We start from the raw sequence: 24096 nt of genomic DNA, 5'->3' as shown, positions 1-24096 counted from the left end.
TAAAACAAGGCCAAGCATTAGCTTGGCCTTGTTTTTTACAGTAACTTATTTTTAAAGTAAATCAGTTAACAATATACCCACACCAATACGTTCAATATCAGCGTTATAATCAATTAAACTTTCACCGTAACCATTAAAGTATTGTGCATAGCCGCGTAATCGGCCCCATAAAGGAAATGACCAATCTAATTGAATTGCGCCGCGGTTATCCGAATTTAAGTTATTGCGAGTCATAAAGCTAAACTCATGGTCTTCGTAGCGGTATGCGCCAGAAAATTCAAAGTAACCCATATATTTATAGATATCTGGATTATCGTCACCTTTAGCCTGCAGTGGATTTTCTTTTTCATCTTCAGGAATGCGATACCAAGGCTTAAAGCTAAAAACAAATCCTTCATTCTCCCAAATAAAATCGGCATAAATACGATTCCATGAGCGAGAGTTAGGTTGGCTACGACCATTAGATTGGTGAACTAAACCGATTGCAATGGCCATTTCATCGCCCCACAGTACATTTTCCGGGTCTAGGTAGTTAACCCAAAAAATCTCAGGTTCATAATTGGTTTCACGAAATGGCGATGAAATATCATCATTATAGAATTGCCAAAATGATTGTAGAGTAAAGCCAAAGTAAATGGCTTGATCTTTATCTGCAAAGTCATTGTACAAAGGGACTTTAATCGACAATTGATATTTTATTTCTAAGTTATCGAGTGGCTCGCCATCGCTGTCCTCAGATAGTTCATTTAAGCTACTAAATGGCCTAGTATTAGGATTAGAAACATACGACAGCGGTAAAATGTAATTGCGTTTATGTGGGGTGATCACATTGCGATTTTTTTGGCTGACTTCTTCACGCGCTTTGCGTTTATCCAGTGCTGTTACTTGCTTACTTTCCTCTAATGATGAGCATTTTTCGCGTAATTGCGCTAGTGTCATTTCGTCAGAGCCGCCAATTGCCTCGTTTAAAATACATTGTTTTACCAGCTCAAGCTCATCATCTTGTTCGTTGGTTTTTGTTGCCGGTTCTGATTGCGCAAATGCGGTGCTTGATAATAGTGCAGTGAATAAGATCCCATAGTGCCAAGTCATTATTATTCCTTTGATAAAATCAAATAGAGAGTCGCTATTGTGTATTTCGAATAAATTAAAGTTAACTAATTTCAGTGTCATAGAAATATTGAAAATTGCGATTTTTACAATTTATCCACTATTGACTGTAACTGAATATCAGTGAATTGCTACTGAACTTACGTGATTGTGGCGCTTTTCGATCATAAATACAAAGAAAAAGCGGCCGAAGCCGCCTGTTCAATGCACGTTTTCCAATTGGATAATCGTGCTCTCACGCAATGAGAAGGGTTGAGCTTTCAATGGGAAGTAACTTAAAGCTCAAATACGTTGGTAAAAAACTTATATAGCTCAGTGCCTTGATTTACGCTTGCTGAAGCAAAGTGCAAAATTGCGATGGCATCGCAATCAAGTGTTAGTGTTTGCAAAGGTTGTTCACTTAAATAGCGCTCCATGCGTAGCACTTTAGCAATCGGCTCACCGGCTTTAATATACCCGCCTAGTGGCGCTATATACTCAACCATGCCGCCCATAGGCGCATAGTAAGCAAGGTAATCATTTAAATTACAGCCGTAGCGCTTCATCATTTTTGGTTGATACGGTGCATCGACGAATGCTTGTTTATAATTTAGATAACTTAAAATGCTATTTGCGTCATCGAGAGCGGCACTCAAATCAATTTTTTCTTGGCTGCCAAGCTCAACGGTAAACGCTTCAACCTGCACATTAAACTTACGGCCTTGCTTTGCTAATTCTTCAGTTAACTGCCACCACGGGCAAAAACTGGCTTCATCCATTGCACCATCAAAGTCGTTTGGAATAAACAATACGTGGGGAATATTAAAATAGCGGGCACTGTCTTTGGCGTAATCTGGGCAATACAAGTGCTGACTTGAGATTGGGCCGGTGTGTAAATCCAGAACGATATCAGCCTGATGAGCTAATTTTTGCAAATTCAGGGCAATACGTTTACCAGTGGTTAAACGGTAAGCTGGGCCCGTTAATAGCTGATCTATTTCATCGATAAGTGCTGCTTTAAAGGCGCTTTTTAAAGTCTGATCATCGGCATCCGCGTATTGCTCGGCAAACTCAGTTGCAAGCTTGCTAGTGCAGTGATACATGCGATTCCAATTAGTGCCGGTAATTGGATCAAAGCGACCAAGGGTAAATTCCCCTGATTTTTGATTACAACCAATGGGGTTAGCATACGGGACTAAGGTAATATCGCCTTTAAGTTTATGGTGTTTAAGTTGTTCGAGTAACTGGTAAATAACCGCATTACCCTGTACTTCTGCTCCATGCATGTTGGCTTGCACATACACACTTGGTCCGCTGCCATCGCCTTTTAAGCGATAAACAGGAATAGTGAGTGGCAGGCCGTTTGCAACTTCACCAACTACGATGTTTTCTTGGCTGATAGCTGTTGTAATACTCATATCAATTACCTTAAATAGTAGCTGGCATCTTCTGCTTGACGAATACAGTGAAGCTCACCGTTTTGTAAAACGTACTCGGCGGCAAGTTCATGGCATAAAAAGTACGGCATGCTTTCGGTAAAGCCGTACGCACCACATTGACTAAACACCAGCCAGTCGTGCTCGTTTAAATCATTGGGTAATTGGTGTTCACCCAAACAATCAAGTGCTGTGCACAGTGGGCCATACAAACTCATCGCTTGCGTTGTTGCGTTTGACTCACGCAATAGTCGCACAGGGAAGTCTTGGCTGGTTACCGCAGGGCGCAATAAGTGGTTTATTCCGCCACTTAAAATCACTTGCTGTTGACCATAATTAAGCTTGCTTTCAACCACTGGAGTTGCGTAATGACCACATTCACCAACAGCATAGCGGCCTAGTTCCATCCATAATTGTTCAACACCTGCATCACGCTTAATTTTTGCAAGCGCTGCTATTAATGCGTCCCAGCTTAGAGTAGGGGCATCTAATGTATAAGGAATGCCTAAACCACCACCTAAATCGAGTACTTTTAAATTGATATTTAAATCAGCTGCGAGTTGTTGTAATGGCGCGACCATTTGTGACCAAAGCTCGGCGAGTTTGTCACTGCTAAGCATATTACCCCATTGGAAAATATGCAGGCCGTCAAAGTTAAGTGCAGGGTAGTCATGAATGTAGAGTGCTTGCCATTCATCACAACCTAAGCCAAATGGCGTTAGGCTATCGCCACCCAGTGGGTTTTTTTCGCCCTCAGGCCAGCGTAATTGTACGCGTAGTAAAACCTGAAGCTGGCATTGTTGAGCAAGCGCCTGCTCATTTAGCCAGCGAACTTGATTGAGACTTTCGGCCACAAAAATACGTACGCCACGCTCAATAAAGTGTTTAATTTGTTTTGGGCTCTTTGCAGGCCCAGTGTTGAGCACGCGCTCGCTGTTAATACCTTGTGCTAGTACTTGCTCAAGTTCGCCTTTGCTTGCCACATCAAAATTAAAACCTGCGCTATCTAAGCTCTGTATCACTTTAGATAACGGGTTAGCTTTTACGGCATACCAAAGTTTTACTTCAGTTTGTGCCACTAAACGCGCTAAGTGCGTGTTTAGGGTATCAAGATCGTAAACAAAAAATGGTGTATCAAGCTGAGTTGATAACTCATCAATGGCGGTTTTAACTGGCGTGCTCAAAAAGGTCATTAACGTAAAACCTCTTCAAGAAGTAATGACGCATCACTTTGTTCATCACGGTATTTTACGATTAATGCGCATGACATGCTCAAGCCTTGTTCGCGCGCCCAGGCGTTAGATGCAGGACGAGAGCCAGGAATAACAATCGCGTATTCTGGAATTGGCTCGCCTTTATCTAGTTGACGCTCGTTAACACAGTCATAAACAGGAATAGTCGCTGATAAACGCACGCCCGGTGCAAGTACAGCGCCTTTTTTAACGACTACGCCTTCAACAATCACACAGCCTGCACCAATGAATGCATCGTCTTCTACCACAACTGGGCTTGCACCAATTGGCTCAAGTACGCCGCCTAATTGTACCGCTGCACTTAAATGCACATTTTTACCTACTTGCGCGCACGAACCTACTAAGGCGTGGCTATCAACCATAGTGCCTTCGTCAATAAATGCACCAATATTCACGTACGCTGGTGGCATAATGATCGTACCTTTAGCTACGTGCGCACCACGGCGTACACTTGAGCCACCAGGTACCATACGAACGCCAGCATCGGCTGTAAAACCTTGTGGTGCTAAATTGTGTTTATCAACAAATCCACCTGGGAATTCAGTATTAGTGCCGTTTTTAAACGCTTCTAAAATGCCCTGTTTAACGTCAACATTTGCATGCCATTGGCCGCTTTCGTCTTGTGTTGCTGCGCGTACTGCGCCCGATTCTAAATTATTTAATAGTTCTAACCAGCTCATTATAAAAACCTGTGTTTAATGCCAAGATAAAATGGTGTTGTTTGCATGACTGATGCAATCAGTTTGTGTTAACTCAAGATGCGTTAAAGGCGGACGTAAATACGGGCTACGAATACGCCCTTGTAAATGCATCAATACTTTAACGGGAATAGGGTTTGCCACGGCAAACAAGCTTTGAATCGCTTGAGACCAGTCGGCAAATAAATTGGGGTGTTGACCGCTAAGGCTACGTCTCACAAATTCATGGGTTTGCTCAGGCCATGCATTGGCAGCAACTGACACTAAGCCTTTCGCGCCTGCTTGTGCAAAGTAAGGCATTAGCGCGTCATCACCACTAAAGATTGCTAAATCAGGGGCTACTTTTCTAAAGCCTTCAAATTTGGCTATGTCGCCACTGGCTTCTTTCAGTGCCCATAAATTTTTATGATCTTTTAAATTACTGATGACCTCAGGAGGGATCGCAACGGCGCTACGCCCTGGCACGTTATAAAGCATACAAGGGTGCTTACTGGCATTGAGCAGGCTTTCAAACCAATGAGTTTGACCAACTACACCTGGTTTTGCATACACAGGAGAGCCAAGTAAATAGCCGTGAATAGGAAGTTGATTGCAGTATTCAACCCACGCAATTTGTTGCTTTAGGTTCATACCGCCAACGGCAACCATCAGTGGCACGGTTGGTGCTAATTGGCATACGTGCTCAACAATCGCTTGCTGCTCTTTTAATGTTAAGGCAAGACCTTCTCCGGTGCTGCCAAGTAGTAATATACCATTGTTAGCTGCTTGTTGTTGTGCAACTAACTGGTTAAGTACGCCATAGTCGACGTCGCCTGCATCTGTAAAAGGGGTGACAAGCGCGGTCCATAATGGGTAGTTGTTTAAATTAAAGTTGTTGATCATCTCTCACGAACTTATAAATTATTCGAAGAGTTAAGGAAGCTTTTATGATTGGAGCCGCATTAACGTCGTTCGAACTAATAATTCGAAGAGCGAATGGGCTTAATACAATAGGGCGCAATGGCCTTATTATGCTAAGACCAGAAGCTCTCCACCAAACAAATTAACAGCGTTGCTGTTATTGGTGACAGTCGCTGGGATTCAACCCAGTCGCCCGAAATAACCCTTCACAAAAAGTGTTACTTCTCGGCGTTAATTCCCCTCACGTATGATCATTGGAGTTTTGTGCTCCTCACATACGCTACCTGAATAACGCACCTCTTCTAGCCCACAGCGCAAGTTTTAAGAAAAACTCACACCTTAAATAGGGGTAATGACGGAGATTAAAGCATTTTAGCCGTCTAGGTGTCAAGGATGGATATTTTTAAGTTAATTTACCCTGCAATGTGCTCCTGACATTTTTTTACAACGTAAATAACGTTACAGTAAGCTTAATAACAGTAGTGGTAGTGAATGATGGAAAAGTTTCAAGATATATATCAACGAGCGGCACAGAGAAAAGGTGGCGAAGCAATGTTACAGCAATTGCTTGTGGCTCCAAAAACAGCAATACAATTACGGACTCTACCTGATGATGTATGGCTTGAAGAATTTACCCGCAAGGTTTTTCAAAGTGGTTTTTATTGGTCGGTGATCAACAATAAATGGGCTGGCTTTCGTGACGTTTTTTGGGACTTCAGTGTCGAAAAGTTACTCATGATGCCACCGGATATGCTCGAGCAAAAAGCCAGTGATGAGCGAATTGTGCGTAACTTTAAAAAAGTACAAACCATTCCACATAACGCTTATATGATCCATGATGTTGCCACAGAACATGGTAGTTTTAGTCAATTTATTGCCGATTGGCCAACAGACGACATAATTGGTTTGTGGGGATATTTAAAAAAGCACGGTGCACGTTTAGGGGGTAACACAGGACCTTATGCATTACGTGCTCTTGGTAAAGATACCTTTTTATTATCTCGTGACGTAGAAAGTTATTTGCGGGCGCATAAAATAATTGATGGTGGCCTACAAACTAAAAAGTCACTAGCTGCGGCGCAAGCATTTTTTAATGAGTTACAACAGCAAAGCGGTTTAAGTTTACAAGAGCTAAGCTTAATTCTCGCGTACAGCGTGGGTGATAACCGCGTTGGCATACAAACAACCCAAGCTTAAGGAATACCATGAAACTCGTTGCGCGCTATACCCAGATTGCAGATGATTTTGCAGTACCAGATTTTCCTAGTGTCGTTGCAGCACCCACATTATTGTTGTGGAACGATGTTTTAGCTCAACAGCTTAATATTGATGTGGCCTGCGCTGAACGTGCAGACATTTTTGCTGGTAATCAAAGTAACAGTAACATAGAACCTGTTGCACTGGGTTATTCTGGGCATCAGTTTGGTCATTTCTCACCGCGATTGGGAGATGGTCGCGCACACTTACTAGGGGCGGTGACAGATCAAGAGCAACAGCTATGGGACATTCAGTTGAAAGGTTCGGGCGCTACGCCATTTTCACGCGGTGGTGATGGCCGTTGTGCAATCGGTCCTGCTGTACGTGAGTATATAATGAGTGAAGCCATGCATGCACTCGGCGTACCCACTACACGTTGTTTGGCGGTTGTTGCCAGCGGCGAAACCGTCTACCGACAACCACCTCAGCCGGGAGCAATTGTAACCCGCGTTGCCAGCAGTCACATTCGAGTTGGCTCATTCCAGTATTTAGCCACACAAGGAGATGTTGCAGGTTTACGGGCCTTGGCTGATTTAGCCATTGAGCGACATTATCCTGAAATAACGACTTCTGGCGCTGAGCGCTATTTAGCATTTTTAGCTAAGGTTGTTGAAAAACAAATAGCCCTTGTGGTGAGTTGGATGCGAGTTGGTTTTATTCATGGCGTGATGAATACCGATAATACGCTAGTTAGCGGTGAAACCATTGATTACGGCCCTTGTGCGATGATGAATAAGTTTGATTTTGATACCGTATTTAGCTCTATAGACCGTCAAGGGCGTTATGCTTTTGGTCATCAGCCAAATATTGCAAATTGGAACTGTGCCCGTTTAGCCGAAAGTTTAATGCCTTTGATCAGTAGCGATGATGAGCAAGCGGTAGCCTTATTAAGCCCAATTATTAATGGCTTTGCTGAGCAGTTTAATCATGCATTTAGCCAAATGTGGGCGCAGAAGCTGGGACTTGATGGTGAGCAAGTAGGGGATAAAGAATTAGTTTCCGAGCTACTAACGTTGTTGAAAACGCACCAACTTGATTACACCAATACTTTTAATGCGTTGACGCAATCATTGCAAGGTAATAGTGATATACCTCAAGAGTTAACTACGTGGTCACAGAGTTGGTTACAAAGAACATCTACCGACAGCTACTTTATAATGAGTAAAGTGAATCCAAAATTGATCCCGCGCAATCATATTATTGAAGATATCTTACAAGATTTTACGCGGCAGCAGCACAGTCCCATATTGAACGAATATTTGCATGCATTGCAACAGCCATATCAATCCCAAGTAAAAGAGTCATGGACTTTAGCCCCTAAAAATGAACTAAATTATCAGACATTTTGTGGTACCTGATGACGCACCACGCTGAGTTAGTATATTCCTATTTATATCGCTCCTCACTGAAAGTAAGTCATTATTGTGAGGAGATATTTACTTTGCTTACTTTAGGCTGATTATTAACTGTTATTCATTAATCTTTCATAAGAAATAAATACGCTTCCTACTTGTTGATTTAAAATTAACCAATATAATACACGTGAGAGTTTTAAAATTTACACGCGTACTAAAGTGCGCTTATCACTGTAAATACTGACTATGGGAGGTTTTTTTAGTGTTATGTTTGGGTGATTTAGCTGTAGGTTAGGTAAAGTCTTTTATCTCGTCTATACTTATTACTGTTTGTATTAAAACCACTTTAGTTGACAAAAACACAATTCAAGCGTTTTCGTTAAGTAATGATTAACAAATCTCTTTGTACTCAGGTTAAATGTTAAGAGCTAGGGTCACTTAGCTACAATTTTAATTGTGAAAATGGGAAGGAAACAATGAAATTAAAATCACTTACTATTGCTGTAGCACTAGCTGCAACTAGCGCTTCAAGTTTCGCAGCCGATAAAGAAGGCTTTTATATAGGTGCATTCGGCGACTATTATGATGCATCATGGGAAAATGTCCGAGGCAGTGCAGGCACTAACGTTGATGATTCAACAGGTTGGGGGGCGGAAATCGGTTATCGTTTTAACGACTACTGGAGCGCACGTTTAGAATACGCTGATATGGATTTTGATATCTCAAGCTCAAACCCTGCGATGACTGCAACAAGTATGGACGGAAAACGTTACGGTATTGATGGCCTATACCATATCAATGGCGGCCCTTTCTACGGGATCTTTGGTTTGAAAAATCTTGATGTTGTAGATGAAGATTTAATGTTTGCTAATCTGGGTGCAGGTTACCAACATTATTTTACAGATAATTTTGCTTTTAATGCTGAAACTTCTCTATATCAAGGTCTTGACCGTGGCTACACAGATGTTGGTGCTAAATTAGGTCTTAGTTATATCTTTGGTGACCAAAGTCCAGCACCTGCGCCAGTAGAGCCAGCGCCAGTAGTGGCGGGTCCTATGGACAGTGATAATGATGGTGTTATCGATGCTGATGACCAATGTGCTAATACACCGACGACTGATGCCGTTGATGATAACGGTTGCACATTGTATGAAGATAAAGAAGTAACAATGGCATTGTTAGTTACATTCCCGCACGATGTTGCCGAAGTACCAAATGGCTATTTTGATGATATTGCTGATTTAGCCGCGTTTATGAAAGAAAACGATGGAACATCAGTTTTATTAGAAGGTCATGCTTCAGCTGTAGGTGATGCTGATTACAATATGCAATTATCTAAAAAACGTGCACAAGATGTAGCAGATGTACTAATTAAAGATGGCATCTCATCTGAAAGAGTATCTACTATTGGTTATGGTGAGGAGCGTTTGTTGAATACAGCAAACACACTTAAAGCTCACGCACAAAATCGCCGAGTAGAAGCTCAGGTTAAGAGTGTTGAACGAGTTAAAGTTCTTCGCAAATAATTTTATTTACTGAGCTAAAGTTGCTTTAACATTTTAACTCAGCAACTTTAGCTTTTAGAAAGTTGACTTGATTAACTCAAGTCGACTTTTTTTTGCTTTTAAAATACCTACCAATATTTACTTTTTGAGTAAACGGGCTAACACTGTATGATGTTACTCTTGACTACTTAATCATTTTTCGCTTTTAATTAAAGTGAATTTAAACTTGATTTAAAGTAATAAAGCCGTAAATAATTGTAGTATTCTTATTGTTAATCAATTAATTTGTCGAAGTTTGAAATGAGTTAAATAATTTTGAGAGCTCGCGAAATATCTAGCGAGTTAAGAATTGATATAGGTATTGTCGTATTTTGTGTTGTTCCAACCTATTGGACTTCACTATAAATTTCAGTTTCTATAGGCTTATTAAGTTTGGATTAATTGGTCATCATCTATCTTAGAGCGAGTTTGGCCAAATGGCCTTTAGGTATTTTTAATGGAAAGGAATGAAACATGAAACTTAAATCTCTTACTATTGCTTTAGCACTAGCTGCAACTAGCGCTTCAAGCTTCGCGGCTGAAAAAGAAGGCTTCTTTATCGGTGCTTTTGGCGATTACTATGATGCATCATGGGAAAATGTTCGTGGTAGTGCTGGTACTAATGTTGATGATTCAACGGGTTGGGGTGCTGAGCTAGGTTATCGTTTTAACGATTACTGGAGCGCACGTTTAGAATATGCAGATATGGATTTTGATATCTCAAGTTCAAACCCAGCTATGACTGCAACGAGCATGGACGGCGATCGTTTAGGTATTGATGGTCTTTACCACATTAACGGCGGCCCTTTCTATGGTATTTTTGGTCTTAAGCAATTAGACATTACTGAAAATTTAATGTTTGCTAACTTAGGTGCTGGTTATCAACACTATTTCACAGATAACTTTGCATTCAACGCTGAAGCTACAATGTACCAAGGACTTGACCGTGGTTACACTGATGTTGCTGGTAAGCTTGGTCTTAGCTATATTTTTGGTGAGCAAGGTTCATCAGCTCCAGTTGAAGCAGCTCCTACAGCAGCTGTTGTTCCAGTAGCTGTTGCTCCAGTTGACAGTGATGGCGATAACATCCCAGATGCAGACGACCAATGTGCAAACACACCAATGACTGACGCTGTAGATGGCACTGGTTGTACATTATATGAAGATCGTGAAGTAACTAAGAGCTTATTAATTACTTTCCCTAATAATACTTCTAAAGTATCGCAAAAATACTTAGATGATATTGATGCAGCGGTTGCATTCTTAAAAGAGTACCCAGGAACTGAAGTTCTTTTAGAAGGTCACACTTCTTCAGTGGGTAAAGCTGACTATAACAAATGGTTATCTAAAAAACGTGCTGACGCTGTTGCAGCTCGTCTTATTGAAGATGGTATTGATAAAAAACGTATCATTACTGTTGGTTTAGGCGAAGAGCGTCTTAAAAACCCTGCAAACACGGCTGAAGCGCATGCTGAGAACCGTCGTGTTGAAGCGCATGTAACTGTTATTGAACGCGTAAAAGTAGAGCGTTAATACTATCTTAAATTAAAAAAACCCAGCAATGCTGGGTTTTTTTATGCCTGATAATAACTGGGTTGTAATTAATATTCATGTGATTGGTGTTTTCCTTAATTAACATTCACATAATTTATAGTGAGTATTATGTTTTGCTTTACAGGATGGATTTTAATCTATACTTAAAAGCTTTATTATAAATCGTCAAAATACTTTCACGTCACCAAAGAGGGCTATATTGTGCTACAGGATTATCGTAAACACGTAGAAGAACGTGCCGAATTAGGTATCGTACCAGCGCCATTAGATGCTCAGCAAACAGCTGATCTTATTGAGCTAGTTAAAACTCCCCCGGCTGGTGAAGAAGAGTTTATTCTAAATTTACTGGTGAACCGTGTACCACCTGGTGTGGATGATGCAGCGTATATTAAAGCTGGCTTTTTAGCCGCAATTGCTAAAGGGGATGCATCGTCGCCGCTTATCTCAAAAGAAAAATCCGTAGAACTACTGGGTACAATGCTTGGTGGTTACAATATCGCCCCTCTGATTGATTTACTTGATGATGAGTCGCTTGCGCCAATCGCCGCTAAAGGCCTTGCTAATACCCTATTAATGTTTGATGCATTTTATGATGTTGAAGAGAAGGCCAAAGCAGGTAATAGCTTTGCTAAGCAAGTGATTGAATCATGGGCAGATGCACAGTGGTTTACTAGCAAGCCAGCTGTTGCTGAAAAAATTTCTGTGACTGTTTTTAAAGTAACCGGCGAGACAAACACTGATGATTTATCACCCGCACCGGATGCTTGGTCTCGTCCAGATATCCCTCTACATGCTTTAGCAATGTTAAAAATTGAACGCGACGGTATCAAACCAGATAAAGACGGTGAAGTCGGGCCAATTACGCAGCTAGAAGAATTAAAAGCAAAAGGCCTGCCCTTGGCGTATGTTGGTGATGTTGTTGGGACGGGCTCCTCCCGTAAGTCTGCCACTAACTCGGTGCTTTGGTTTATGGGTGATGATATTCCGTTTGTACCAAACAAGCGTGTTGGTGGTGTATGTTTAGGCAATAAAATAGCGCCAATCTTCTTTAATACGATGGAGGATTCTGGTGCGTTACCAATTGAGTTGAATGTTGATGAACTTAATATGGGTGAACAAATTGATATCTATCCATATGAAGGTGTTGTGAAGCGCTACGGTACAGATGAAGTGATCTCCACATTCGAACTTAAATCAGATGTCATTCTTGATGAGGTTCGTGCTGGTGGTCGGATCCCACTGATCATTGGTCGTGGCTTAACTGATAAAGCCCGTACCTCCCTTGGCTTAGGTGCAACGGATGTATTTAAAGTACCCGCTATCACTGAGCTGTCTGATAAAGGCTTTACACTTGCACAAAAAATGGTGGGTAAAGCATGTAACGTAACGGGCATTCGTCCTGGCCAATACTGCGAACCAAAAATGACCACGGTCGGTTCGCAAGATACTACCGGCCCGATGACACGGGATGAGCTTAAAGATCTTGCCTGTTTAGGCTTCTCAGCCGATTTAACTATGCAGTCTTTTTGTCATACATCAGCTTACCCTAAACCGATTGATGTTAACACGCATCATACACTACCCGATTTTATCATGAACCGTGGTGGCGTATCACTGCGTCCAGGAGATGGTGTAATTCACTCCTGGCTAAACCGTATGTTATTACCAGATACCGTAGGTACTGGTGGTGATTCACATACCCGATTCCCTCTAGGTATTTCATTTCCTGCAGGTTCCGGTGCTGTTGCATTTGCAGCCGCAACAGGCGTTATGCCTCTTGATATGCCTGAATCAATTCTGGTTCGATTTAAAGGTAAAATGCAAGCGGGTATTACGTTACGTGACCTTGTTCATGCAATCCCTTACTTTGCTATAAAAGAAGGTTTATTGACGGTTGAAAAGAAAGGTAAGATCAACGAGTTCTCTGGTCGTATTCTAGAAATTGAAGGGGTGGAGCATTTAACGGTTGAGCAAGCTTTTGAGTTATCAGATGCATCTGCAGAGCGTTCAGCCGCTGGTTGTACTGTTAAGCTCTCTAAAGAGTCGATTGCTGAGTATTTAGAATCAAACATTGTGATGCTTAAGTGGATGATCTCTGAAGGCTACGGTGATGTACGTACCATTGAGCGTCGCATTACAGCAATGCAACAATGGTTAGCAAATCCAGAGTTGATGGAAGCTGATGCAGATGCAGAATATAAACACGTCCTAGAAATCGACCTAGCCGATATCAAAGAGCCAATTTTGTGTGCACCAAATGATCCTGATGATGCACGTTTATTATCAAATGTTACCGGTGAGAAAATCGACGAAGTATTCATTGGTTCTTGTATGACTAACATTGGCCACTTCCGTGCGGCAGGTAAATTGCTTGATGGTTTTACTGGGCGTATTCCAACTCAATTGTGGGTTGCTCCACCAACTAAGATGGATAAAGACCAGCTTACCGATGAAGGTTATTACGGTATATTTGGTCGCGTAGGCGCTCGCATTGAAACGCCAGGGTGTTCATTGTGTATGGGTAACCAAGCGCGTGTTGCAGATAAGGCGACGGTGGTTTCTACTTCTACCCGCAACTTTCCAAATCGCTTAGGTAATGGCGCGAATGTATTTTTAGCCTCCGCTGAGCTTGCTGCTGTCGCGGCTATTTTAGGTAAGTTACCAACACCTGCTGAATATCAAGAATATGCTGCGAAAATTAATGCAACAGCAGCTGACACATACCGTTACTTAAACTTCCACCGCATGCCTGTTTACACTAAAAAAGCAGACAAAGTGATTATTCAACAGGCAGTTTAAACGCTTGTCTTTGTTAAAAAGCCCGTTTTACACGGGTTTTTTGTTAAGTCTACATTCATTTTCACTTGACTGATTATTCACTTAAGCTAAACTTTGTCTATAAATATTAACAAATGTTATTTGTTGTAACCAAGGATGGTACATGATTTCAGATTATCTTCCTTGCTTGCTGCATGTTTATAAATATCAATGTAGTGTAAGGTGAGAAAATGAAACTCTTCTTGTTGCCATCAATAATTTTATTTAGCGCATCAATTTATGCAACTCCAAACCCCTCATTTAGTGAAATACGCGTTGGCTTTGAAAGTGTTGGCTATAGTGAAACGTTAGGGGATGTTGCTGGTTTTGGTCAGTTAAGTCAGTCAATAGATGTAACTAATACAACGATTCGCCAAGTTTCTTATAGCGGTCTTAATGATGATTGGGGCTATTATATTGACTCCGCAACCACGTTTATTCCCGAAATAGAAACAGAAACCTGGAGTATGGGGGAGTTTGGCGCGGTACAAGAAAATGCGTTCAAAATTCGTTCTAGTGAAGTCGGTGCCAAAGCTGCGTATAACTTTAGTCAAGCTGTTCAGATAACAGCTGGAATTAAATTTTTCACTTCTAGCTTTACTCGTTCAAACTTTTCTTTTGTACAACCTGGCGCCGATGCGTTTGATCAAGCTCTAATGGCAATCTCTGATGATCCAAATAATCCTGCTCGTTATACCTTGCCAGGTATGGATGGTGGGCACACTGGGGCTCAGCAAGATTACACTTCAAATTTAAGCCCCGTTATTTCGGTATCAGAAGATCAAATGGGCATCTTATTAAGTTTAGGAGCTCGCTTTGACAGTCGTTTACAAGATAGCTTCAACAAATATAGTTGGTACGTTGAAGGTGAGGTAAGTTCACCTATGTATTCACAAATTCAAAATACCCAATTTGAAACCACAACTTTGACCGATAACTTTAATGGTTGGGGAGTCTTTGCAAGAGCTGGAATGCGTTATCAGGTGTTACAGCATGTTGCGATCATCGCAGGTATAGACGCAAATTATAAAACCAGAGACGTGGTAACCGAAAACTTAGCGAATGGTCAGCGTTTAAGAGTCCCTGAGGTTGAGTACACAAATATTGCGTATACATTCGGTGTGCAATGGAGCTACTAATGAAGAAAATATTACTAGCAACAATTATCGTAACTGTGGGCTTAACGGGTTGCAAAACCATCGAGTCAGTACAAAAAGATTTAGGCAGCATTACCTCTGGACTGACTGGTGAACAAGCAACACCTGAGCAATTACAACTGGCTTATGAAAAGGCTGAGCAAGCTTTTCAAGAAGCGTTAACAGCTTATAACTTAATAGATTCAGAATCTTTGGCTGATTTTGATGCAGAGAAAGTCGCTGAAGCTAAAAAGATTTGGCAAGTGCTTGATCGTGAGTTTGATGAATTAAGGTTGTCACCAGAGCATGCACTTGATAGTGCTTCATTATTTTCATCGGATACGGTTGCAGATGAAGTCATGGAGCAAAGTTTAGAGGTTATTAATTTAGTTACTGCTGCGAGTTTATCTAAAGAGCGAATTACGGCTGTATTGAAACCGGTAAGAGATGAATTTGCTGTACTTACTCAGATCGATGCCAAAATTCATTTTGAGAAGCGCTACGCTTTATTAGATGAGCAGCACCAAGAGTTAAAAGAGCTCCTCATAGATGGTAAAGAAGCGCAGGTAGAAAAGTATGTCCCACAGCTTTTAGAGCAGTTAACAGCATTAGAAAAAGACGCAGTGGTGCAGTTTTATTTTTCAGAACATATTAATAAAATCTATAGCTTAGCTAATTCAGATAAAGTCAGTGTGTTTCCTGTGGTGTATGGTGACGTAAAGAGCCAGCTAGCGGAAGGGCAAGCTTACGCTCAGAAAAATTACCGAGACTATGACAATATAAAAGTAGCCGCAGATCTTGTTGCCCATCAAATCGATCGTATAAATAGTCTGTTTAGTGAGTATACAGAGTTAAAAACAGCGTTAGGTAATAAAGAGATTGAGAGTGAGCTGCTTAAATTTGAAGCCGAGCTAGCCGAACTTACCGAAGCGGTAGGTTTAGGAGACTTAAGAAACCTTACCTTTTCAGAACAATTAAAAGAAGTTAAAAATAAATTATAAAGTTTTGATTTGAATACAAGCCATAGAACCTCTATGGTTTTTTTTAGTTATCGGGTGAGCGAACTAATTTACTGAACTTTATCCATTTAAAAGGGGAAAGAAAATGGATTTTTGCAACAGCAAACTACGCATTGGTTTATTTACGAGTGCACTACTTTTAACTGGCTGCGGAGGCGGCGGTGATGACAGCGGGGGCTCAACACCGCCTCCCCCAATTGATCCAGTCAATCAGAGCCCAACAGTTAGCATAACCGCGCCTGCAGAGACGATAGAGCAAGAGGCATTTACCCTCAATGCAGCTGCAAGTGATAGCGATGGGAGTATTGCTTCATATAGCTGGAGTCATGATGCAAGTATTGAGTTGACTAGCGATGGCCTGTCAGCAGCAAATGCGACGTTCACTTCTGCAGATATAACAGAAGATATAACAGTTAATTTTACAGTTACAGTAACAGATGATGATGGCGCTACAGCTTCAAAAACACAAGAAGTTGTAATTAAGCGTAAAGTGTCGAACGTTACCATTACAGGGGTAGTTACAGATGAGCCAATCGCTAATGCTGAACTTGAGATTGTTGTAGGGAATGAATCTTTTGCAACACAGGCAAATGCGAATGGTCGTTATACCCAAGAGTTAATTATCGACGAAGGTTCAGGCAAAAAACTGGTACGTGTAAAAGCTAAAGGCTTAGACTCATTAAACCCAGGTGTTGAGTTTGTGTCGCAATTAAGCTCGGTAGAAAAGCTACTTGAGCAAGCAGGTGATGATAACGTACTTGATAGTAATGATAACTTTGGTGTAAACATCACTAATGTTACAACGGCTGAATTTGCACTTTTAACACGTAACGGTGCTGAACCAACCACTACTGAAGAGCTTGACGCAGCTCTTTTAAATGTTGATGCGGATGAAAAAATTCAACTTGCGACCTTAATTAAAATCGTTGTTGATAACCCTGCTTATCAATTACCTGAAGGTGTAAATAGTACCCTGGAACTGGTTGCTGATGAAAATGTTGCTAAAACGTTTGAAGAGCAAGTTAATGAACAAGATCCACAGTTAATTGAAGAAACTAAAAAACAAATTAAAGAAGACGACGATCTTGTAACAGGTAGTAAGGAAGCATTAGTGGGTGAATTTATTATTAACTCACCCCGTTATTATAATAATCGCGCATTTCACTTAACACTATCAGCAGATGGTAATGGTCAACTTCATTCCAATACGAGCTCTAATGTAACGATGACTCAAGAGGGGGGGATTTACAATCTTGCACTAGCTAATGACGTGATTATTTATAAAGCTCATGCAGGAATGAGCAGCTCTGATCCTGAAGAAACGATGAAATTAAAAGCAATAAGTTTCCAAATCTTAGCTGAAAATGATGTGTTTAAGACCATAGAAGTGACACGTACAACACAAATCGAGACTCTTGATCAACAGACCGGTATTGTCACAACGAGCCCTGCAGAAGAGTATACTTATACCACTAATTTAATTAACAAATTTAAAACTATTGCTTTAACTGCCACAGAATTAACAGCAAATACTTGGCTCTTTCAAGCAGATGACAGCAGTTTTGATGGTACTACCGAGCGTGAAGAACCAGAGGAGTTACGCTTTTATACTGATGGTACAGGCGATGTAAACAATGACAGTAGTGAAAGTTTTAACTGGGTATTAGATGGCACCAAATTATCTGTTAGCTATGATGAAGATGGCGAAGTTGGTGTAATTGATTTTTGGTTTACCAAGACGTTATCGGCAGGCTACCAGCTGGTTGCTTTAGACACCAGCTCTGATGAGTCAGGTAACTCACTAACAGGTTTAATTGTTAAGCAGGCTGATGTAACGACTACCAATGAAGATCTTATAGGTCGTTGGCATGGCTTTGTTGGTACAGCGCAAAACTATGATCTTAATCTGCATAGTGATGGCACAGTAATGATAGGTCTGGGTTACACAGGCTATCAAGGTTACCTAGAAGATGGCGTGTTTATACGTAAGCGTTTTGTTTACAACAACCAGCTGGTAACTAGCTGTGAAGGTTTTGATAGTAGCTGTTACCTAGCGGATGATATGGTTCATGAGTTTATAAATATTGTTGATAATCAGTTTTATATATTAAGAACGCAATCCTCTTATGATCAGCAAGGTAATATTACTGAGCAAGTTCGTGCTATTTTAATCTATGAATACAGTGAAGACTTGTCGTATTCAGAGTTCACCGAAGAATTATTGGAAAACTACACTCAGTTTTATAGCCAAAATGGTAATACAGATCAGTTATACTCAAACTATACAGATCAAGGTATTGATTACACACTTGAAATTAATGGTGAACAATATACTGGGCTTGTATTCGATGATGGTGTATTAAGCTATGAGGTGGACGGCACAACCTGGTATTTCGAACTTGTTTCAGCTGATGAGAATGCGATTGTTGTTTGTCATTACCAACAAGGTAGTGAGTGTTCAGCAGCAACACAGATCAGCTATTTACCTAAGCGCCCTAAAGTAACACTTACTGCAAACTCCACAGGTAACGGTGAGTTATCACCGATAGTTCAAGACTCATTCACTTATCAAAATGTTGGTTTTGAAATACTGCCAGCAGAAGGCTACGTAGTAGATAGCATTACGGGGTGTGAAGGCTATATAGAAGGTAACCATTACATTGCATTTGCAAGTAACACTGATTGTGAAATTACAGCGACCTTTAAAGAGCAACAGCAAGTAGCGGGTAACTTCATAATTGGTAATCAAGATCTGTATTACGCAAGTGCTTATACAGTTGAGTTGCGTGAAGATAACACTGGCTCTTTAACCTATAACGGTAAAGTCGATGTTATTTGGAATGAAAATGTAGGTGGGGTAATAGAGATCACTCCACAGCAAGAGTTTATTCTTGGTGAATACCAAAATATAGAATACCCAGAGGGTTTTCCGGTTGAAGTGACTGTTAAAGATATAGCTACCAGCCTGAGATTAACCCCACTACCTGAAAAAGGTAGTAACTGGTATGAGTTAGATCGAAGCATTGAACACTATAAAAATGATGTTTTAGTTGAAGAATATACAAGCGCTTACGAGGTAACAAAAACAACTCTTGAGCAACGTTTAGCAATCACTGCTGATGACATCGTTGGTGAATGGTCTGTTGACCTTGTAGGTGAGGATACAGTTTACAAAGTTACGTTTAGTGATGATGGTACCGGTGTATCTCATGATATTAGTGATTTATCTGATGAGGGTTTTACTTGGCAAGTAACCGATAATACGATGGTGCTTAACTTTCCTGAAGATGGCGGAACTGAATCATTTTATATCACTAAAGATCTAAACGTAGGTTATCAGCTTGTCACCCAAGGCATATTTGAAGGAGAGTATTACACAGATACTGGCATTATGATTCGCCGTAACGAGCAACCGATTAGTGCCGATAATTTTGCTGGTCGCCATCAATTTAGAGATGGTCATGACATTGATACTCATTGGTCTGAAATTCAAGTTTACGATGATGGTGAGGTTTTCTTTACAGTCAGTACGAGTTCTTATCAGCAAGGGTTCGAAGACGGTCATTTAAAACGTGCGAGGTATATCGATACTACTAATGACGGTTGGCAAGTAGTGGATTGGTGTGATGTATCTTTAAATACTTGCTATCTCGATGGAGAGTTTAAGTACACGTTAGTGGCAATTGACGGTGAGCGTTACTATGTTGAGCGTACAACACATTTTTATGACGATAACAATCAAGCTACTGATTCAACTTCACACCTATACATTCATGATTACTCAAACTCAACTAAGGTTGATCAATTTTATGAGTATAATTTAGCCTTTGGCCTTTATCAAAATGATAGCAATGGCATTGCTCGCTGGTTTGTTACTTATGGTGATTACGATGAAGCCCTAGATAAACAATATTATACTTTCCAGCTTGATGACGCTGACCCAGTAAATGTTGAGTTAGTGGATGGCAAACTGGAGTTAATACTTGATGGTCAAGAAACGGTTATAGAGCTTATTGATAACAACCGCCGTGATATTACTTTCTGTAAATACTTAAAAGGTAATAGTTGCCTTGAAGAAGATAAAGTTTACTTATCGTTTGATGCTCCACAACATACTATTACAGTTAATAGTGATAGCAATGGTTCGCTTGGTGTCGGTGATGAGAGCTTTGTAAGGCATGGTTCATCGTGGTGGACGTCAATTGACCCTAACCCAGGTTATGTACTTAATACTATTTCTGGGTGTGATGGTTTTATAGAAGACGATGGCTATCGAGTTTCATCCGTTACGGAAAGCTGCCAAATCGATGTAACCTTTAAAGAGTTTGTCCCATTATCTATTCAGGCAAATGTTACCGATCCTGCGCTTGCTATGTGTGTTGATAATTCTGGGAAAACTAATTTAGAGAGTGTTACAGAGTTAAATTGCCAATATGAAGGTTATGGTGAAATTACAGCGCTGGCTGGACTGGAAGCATTTACAAACATAGAAAGTATAGGTCTTAGTAATGTAAATGTAGGCGAAAACCTCAATTTAACCAATCTGCCTTTACTACGTCAGCTTTCAATTAATGATAGCCAAGTAAGTACAATTGAGGTTGCAGATCCTTCTTTAATTGAAGTGTTGAAATTAAATGCAATTGGGTTAACAACATTCGATCTTAGTCGTTATGTTAATTTACTAGAGCTTGATTTAAGTAATAACAAGCTTACCCAGCTAGATGTTAGCGCGAACCCATTAATTGCTCATCTATGGGTAAGTAATAATGAACTTGTAGAGTTGGATCTTAGTAATCAGCTTTCATTGGTTCAACTTGGTGCTTGGACTAATAACATAAGTGTATTATCCATCGCCAGCACCGATAATTTGATTCATCTTGATGTGGAGTACAATGCCTTAACAACCTTAAATGTTAGTGATAAAGCTAATTTAGAAGTTCTTTGGGTGAACAGTAATCCACTAAGTTCATTGGATTTAACTCAGAATACTAAGTTACGGAGGCTTTTCGCGAACTCTTTAGAATTAAATGAGTTAAATTTATCAAATAATCTTGAATTGGAATTTTTAGACATTAGTTACAGTTATGGCTTAGCTGGACTAAATCTAAGTCATCTTGAAGATCTATATACTCTACGTATCGACGGATTAGACTCAAGCTTAATTAGTAATGAACAGTTCCCACATATTAGGAGGTTAGAATTTAACAACGCGGATTTAACTTCATTTGATACAAGTGGTCTAATTAATTTAAGAGAGTTATTCTTGCAAGGTAATCAGTTTACTTTAAGTGAGCAAATAAATATTGCCTCGCCATCACAACTGATATCAGTGGGTTTAGGCAACAACCAACAATTAAGTTCATTTGACACTAGTTTGTTTATAAACTTAGAGTCCGCATATTTGGACAGTACGAATATAGCAAATATCGATTTTTCAAATAATACAGCTTTAACTGAGGTAAGGCTCAGTAACTCGAATTTATCGACGATTACAGGGGTTGATTTTATTGCTGAAAAATCAGCTATATTAGAGTTTCATAATAATCCATTAAGTAATGAAACCGTTAACTATTTGGAAGATTTGCGTAATAACCAAGATTATTACAACATTTATTATAGTCAAGTTTATGCTGTAAATGTTGTTGTTTCGGGTAATGGTGTGGTAAGTGAGAATAGTTTTACACTAGGAGATAATGAAACTCGTGGTCTGAGTCTATATCCAGATGAAGGTTATGAAGTTGATTCTGCCTCAGGTTGTAATGGTACTTGGCACTCAGCTGACTATTATGAAGTAGGTCCAATCACAGAGTCGTGTGAAGTAAATGTTGAGTTTGTAGAGACAACACCTTAAGTTTATTGAATACCTTTTATAGATGAGAAAACGACCACGCCATGTGGTCGTTTTCATTTTTAAATTAAAAATTCAATAAAACTCACTTTTAGATCTTAATTTTATACATTTAGCTGCCTTTAACCAAATAAAGACGCAAAAAATTCTATCTATTTGCATTAAAATCCCACCAATATTTATGAGTTAGTCTCTTATTTTTTAGGTGATATTTTATGACAGCATTAAACAACCAGAACCTATTACAACTTCGTTTTGTAAACCAAGCTCATATCGAGGCGGTAAAGCCATCGTTTGCCAATCTTCCGGCTAATCCGTACGCTGATGGTGCATTTCGTAAACGCCGCTATTCAGTGATCAAAGCACAAGGTGGCGAGCTAAAATTACAAGCCACTAAAGCCTTTGTACAAGATGATTCAATCAATACCTTTCAAGGTAATGTTGAGCGTACGTATGAAAACTTAGAGCAAGGCTTACTACAAAGTGAAGGGATGAAAAGTATCGTTAATGAATTTCGTGCAATTACAGGGATAGATGAAGACCGTGATATTGAAATTCACCAATTTAGAATGCTCGCAATCGACAGCGATACACCACCTGCACCAGAGGGTATTCACCAAGATGGTTTTGATCACGTGTGTATTTGTGGTGTATCTCACGAAAACTTAGAAGGCGGTGAACTGTTGGTTTATGAAAACAAACAAGCTGAGCCATGTTTTAAAATGGAAATTAAAGACGGTATGTTTGCACTTATTAATGACCGCGAAGTATGGCATAACGCCACACCGATGAATAAAATTGATGCAAGTAAAGACGGTTACCTAGACTGCTTTGTATTAACGGCTTAAGGAATGGCAATGAATTTAACTAAACTTCGCCGTCAATTTCCGGCATTAATGCAGCAAGTTGCGGGTAAATCGCCAATATTTTTAGATGGCCCGGGTGGCTCGCAAGTGCCGCAGCAAGTGCTCAGTGCAATGTCGGCTTATTTAGGCTATTACAATTCGAATTTAGGTGGCGCGTTTTTCTCAAGCGATAAAACCGTTGAGCTAATGGCTAATGCGCGTCAAGCAGCGGCTGATTTACTTAATTCACCATCGCGCGAGCAAATTGTATTTGGCGCGAATATGACCAGCCTTACGTTTAGCTTTAGTCGTGCGATTTCTCGTAATTGGCAAGCGGGTGATGAAATCATCGTGACTAATGCTGATCACTACTCAAATGTATCCTCTTGGCAGCAAGCAGCTGAAGATAAAGGCGTGAAGGTTAATACTGTATTGATTAACGAAGCTGATTGCAGCTTAGATTTAGCGCATTTTGCAAGCTTACTTAATCAAAATACCAAGCTTGTTGCTGTGACTTATGCGTCAAACACCACAGGATCTATTAACGATATCCAGCGTATTGTTGCCATGGCTCATGAAGTGGGTGCATTGGTTTATGTTGACGCAGTGCATTATGCACCTCATGAGCTGGTGGATGCACAAGCGTTAGATTGTGACTTCTTAGCCTGCTCTGCCTATAAGTTCTTCGGCCCTCACTTAGGCATGGTTTACGGTAAGCGTGAACATCTTGAAGGATTTACACCTTATAAAGTGGAACCTGCAAAAGATGCAATCCCAGGTCGTTGGGAAACGGGCACGCAAAGTTTTGAAGCACTAGCAGGTCTGATTGCGGCTGTGGACTATATCGCAGATATTAGTGAGCTTGATGATAGCCATTCACGACGTGATAAGTTAGCCGCAGCATTTACGAAAACAAAGCAACATGAAATGGCCTTAAGTGAGCACTTCCTAACTCGCTTAGTTAACTACCCTAAGATCAGGTTATTTGGAATTGATGATTTAGAGCGTCTATCACAGCGTACCCCAACCTTTGCTTTGACCTTTGAAGGACTGGAGCCGCGTCAGGTTTCTGAGTTTTTAGGTAAACAACACATTTGTGTGTGGGATGGTAATTTTTACGCCCAAGGCTTATGTGAGCAATTAGGAGTGTTAGATAAAGGCGGCGTTGTGCGTATCGGTTGTATGCATTACAACACCATTGAAGAGCTCGATAAGCTGTTTGATTTGTTTGATCAATTATTTTAGAGCTATAAGTCATAAGCTGTAAGTTTTAAGCGGATCGAGTGCTTTTTAAGTGTTGACATAATAATTTGCAACGCTCAAATTTTGGCTTACCGCTTACCGC

Annotated in this window: 15 protein-coding genes and 1 riboswitch; of the genes, 10 read left to right on the top strand and 5 right to left on the bottom strand. The window is 40.4% G+C overall.

All coding sequences use genetic code 11. From position 1 onward, the window contains the following. Window positions 1-51 precede the first annotated feature (51 nt). From CWB85_RS12095 to dapA, 5 genes are all read right to left on the bottom strand, one after another. Complete coding sequence (locus tag CWB85_RS12095; RefSeq protein ID WP_138555026.1) at window positions 52-1092, bottom strand: phospholipase A; 1041 nt, start codon at window positions 1090-1092, stop codon at window positions 52-54. Window positions 1093-1385: 293 nt separating this feature from the next. Then, window positions 1386-2507 (bottom strand): succinylglutamate desuccinylase/aspartoacylase family protein, encoded by a 1122-nt coding sequence (locus CWB85_RS12090; RefSeq protein WP_138555025.1) that lies wholly within the window; start codon window positions 2505-2507, stop codon window positions 1386-1388. 5 nt (window positions 2508-2512) lie between these two features. Further along, window positions 2513-3718, bottom strand: a complete 1206-nt coding sequence (locus CWB85_RS12085; protein ID WP_138555024.1) for a PLP-dependent decarboxylase — start codon at window positions 3716-3718, stop codon at window positions 2513-2515. Further along, entirely contained in the window at window positions 3718-4458 is a 741-nt protein-coding gene (locus CWB85_RS12080) for a 2,3,4,5-tetrahydropyridine-2,6-dicarboxylate N-succinyltransferase (protein WP_138555023.1), read from the bottom strand. The genes CWB85_RS12085 and CWB85_RS12080 overlap by 1 nt, the downstream gene beginning before the upstream one ends. 15 nt (window positions 4459-4473) lie before the next feature. Next, complete coding sequence (gene dapA / locus CWB85_RS12075) at window positions 4474-5358, bottom strand: 4-hydroxy-tetrahydrodipicolinate synthase (RefSeq protein WP_016709087.1); 885 nt, start codon at window positions 5356-5358, stop codon at window positions 4474-4476. Between the two features lie 133 nt (window positions 5359-5491). Beyond that, window positions 5492-5686: riboswitch (Lysine riboswitch) on the bottom strand. A 185-nt stretch (window positions 5687-5871) separates the two neighbouring features. Between dapA and CWB85_RS12070 the strand changes: the two genes are divergently transcribed. From CWB85_RS12070 to CWB85_RS12025, 10 genes are all read left to right on the top strand, one after another. Further along, window positions 5872-6573: a DNA-3-methyladenine glycosylase I gene (locus tag CWB85_RS12070; RefSeq protein ID WP_016709089.1), complete on the top strand. Its 702-nt coding sequence runs from the start codon at window positions 5872-5874 to the stop codon at window positions 6571-6573. A gap of 8 nt (window positions 6574-6581) precedes the next feature. Beyond that, on the top strand, window positions 6582-7991 hold the full coding sequence (locus tag CWB85_RS12065; protein WP_138555022.1) for a protein adenylyltransferase SelO: 1410 nt from the start codon (window positions 6582-6584) through the stop codon (window positions 7989-7991). Between the two features lie 473 nt (window positions 7992-8464). Further along, window positions 8465-9514 carry an OmpA family protein gene (locus CWB85_RS12060; protein ID WP_016709091.1) on the top strand — a complete coding sequence of 350 codons (1050 nt, stop codon included), beginning with the start codon at window positions 8465-8467 and terminating at the stop codon, window positions 9512-9514. A gap of 492 nt (window positions 9515-10006) precedes the next feature. Further along, on the top strand, window positions 10007-11065 hold the full coding sequence (locus tag CWB85_RS12055) for an OmpA family protein (RefSeq protein WP_016709092.1): 1059 nt from the start codon (window positions 10007-10009) through the stop codon (window positions 11063-11065). 222 nt (window positions 11066-11287) lie between these two features. Further along, the gene (acnB, locus tag CWB85_RS12050) at window positions 11288-13885 is read left to right on the top strand and encodes a bifunctional aconitate hydratase 2/2-methylisocitrate dehydratase (RefSeq protein WP_138555021.1); all 2598 of its coding nucleotides are present in this window, start codon (window positions 11288-11290) and stop codon (window positions 13883-13885) included. A 209-nt stretch (window positions 13886-14094) separates the two neighbouring features. Continuing rightward, window positions 14095-15042: an autotransporter outer membrane beta-barrel domain-containing protein gene (locus CWB85_RS12045; protein ID WP_138555020.1), complete on the top strand. Its 948-nt coding sequence runs from the start codon at window positions 14095-14097 to the stop codon at window positions 15040-15042. Further along, window positions 15042-16040, top strand: coding sequence for a hypothetical protein (locus tag CWB85_RS12040; protein ID WP_016709095.1), 999 nt, complete (start codon window positions 15042-15044; stop codon window positions 16038-16040). Before CWB85_RS12045 ends, CWB85_RS12040 begins: the two co-directional genes overlap by 1 nt. A gap of 103 nt (window positions 16041-16143) precedes the next feature. Beyond that, the gene (locus CWB85_RS12035; RefSeq protein WP_138555019.1) at window positions 16144-21909 is read left to right on the top strand and encodes a leucine-rich repeat domain-containing protein; all 5766 of its coding nucleotides are present in this window, start codon (window positions 16144-16146) and stop codon (window positions 21907-21909) included. 212 nt (window positions 21910-22121) lie between these two features. Beyond that, window positions 22122-22754, top strand: a complete 633-nt coding sequence (locus tag CWB85_RS12030; protein WP_138555018.1) for a 2OG-Fe dioxygenase family protein — start codon at window positions 22122-22124, stop codon at window positions 22752-22754. A 9-nt stretch (window positions 22755-22763) separates the two neighbouring features. Continuing rightward, window positions 22764-23996: a cysteine desulfurase-like protein gene (locus tag CWB85_RS12025; protein WP_138555017.1), complete on the top strand. Its 1233-nt coding sequence runs from the start codon at window positions 22764-22766 to the stop codon at window positions 23994-23996. Window positions 23997-24096 lie beyond the last annotated feature (100 nt).

It is taken from the genome of Pseudoalteromonas sp. S1727 (assembly GCF_005886375.1).
Taxonomy (GTDB): domain Bacteria; phylum Pseudomonadota; class Gammaproteobacteria; order Enterobacterales; family Alteromonadaceae; genus Pseudoalteromonas; species Pseudoalteromonas haloplanktis.
Note: the sequence above shows the minus strand (reverse complement) of the source record. Positions and strands in the feature narration are given on the sequence as shown.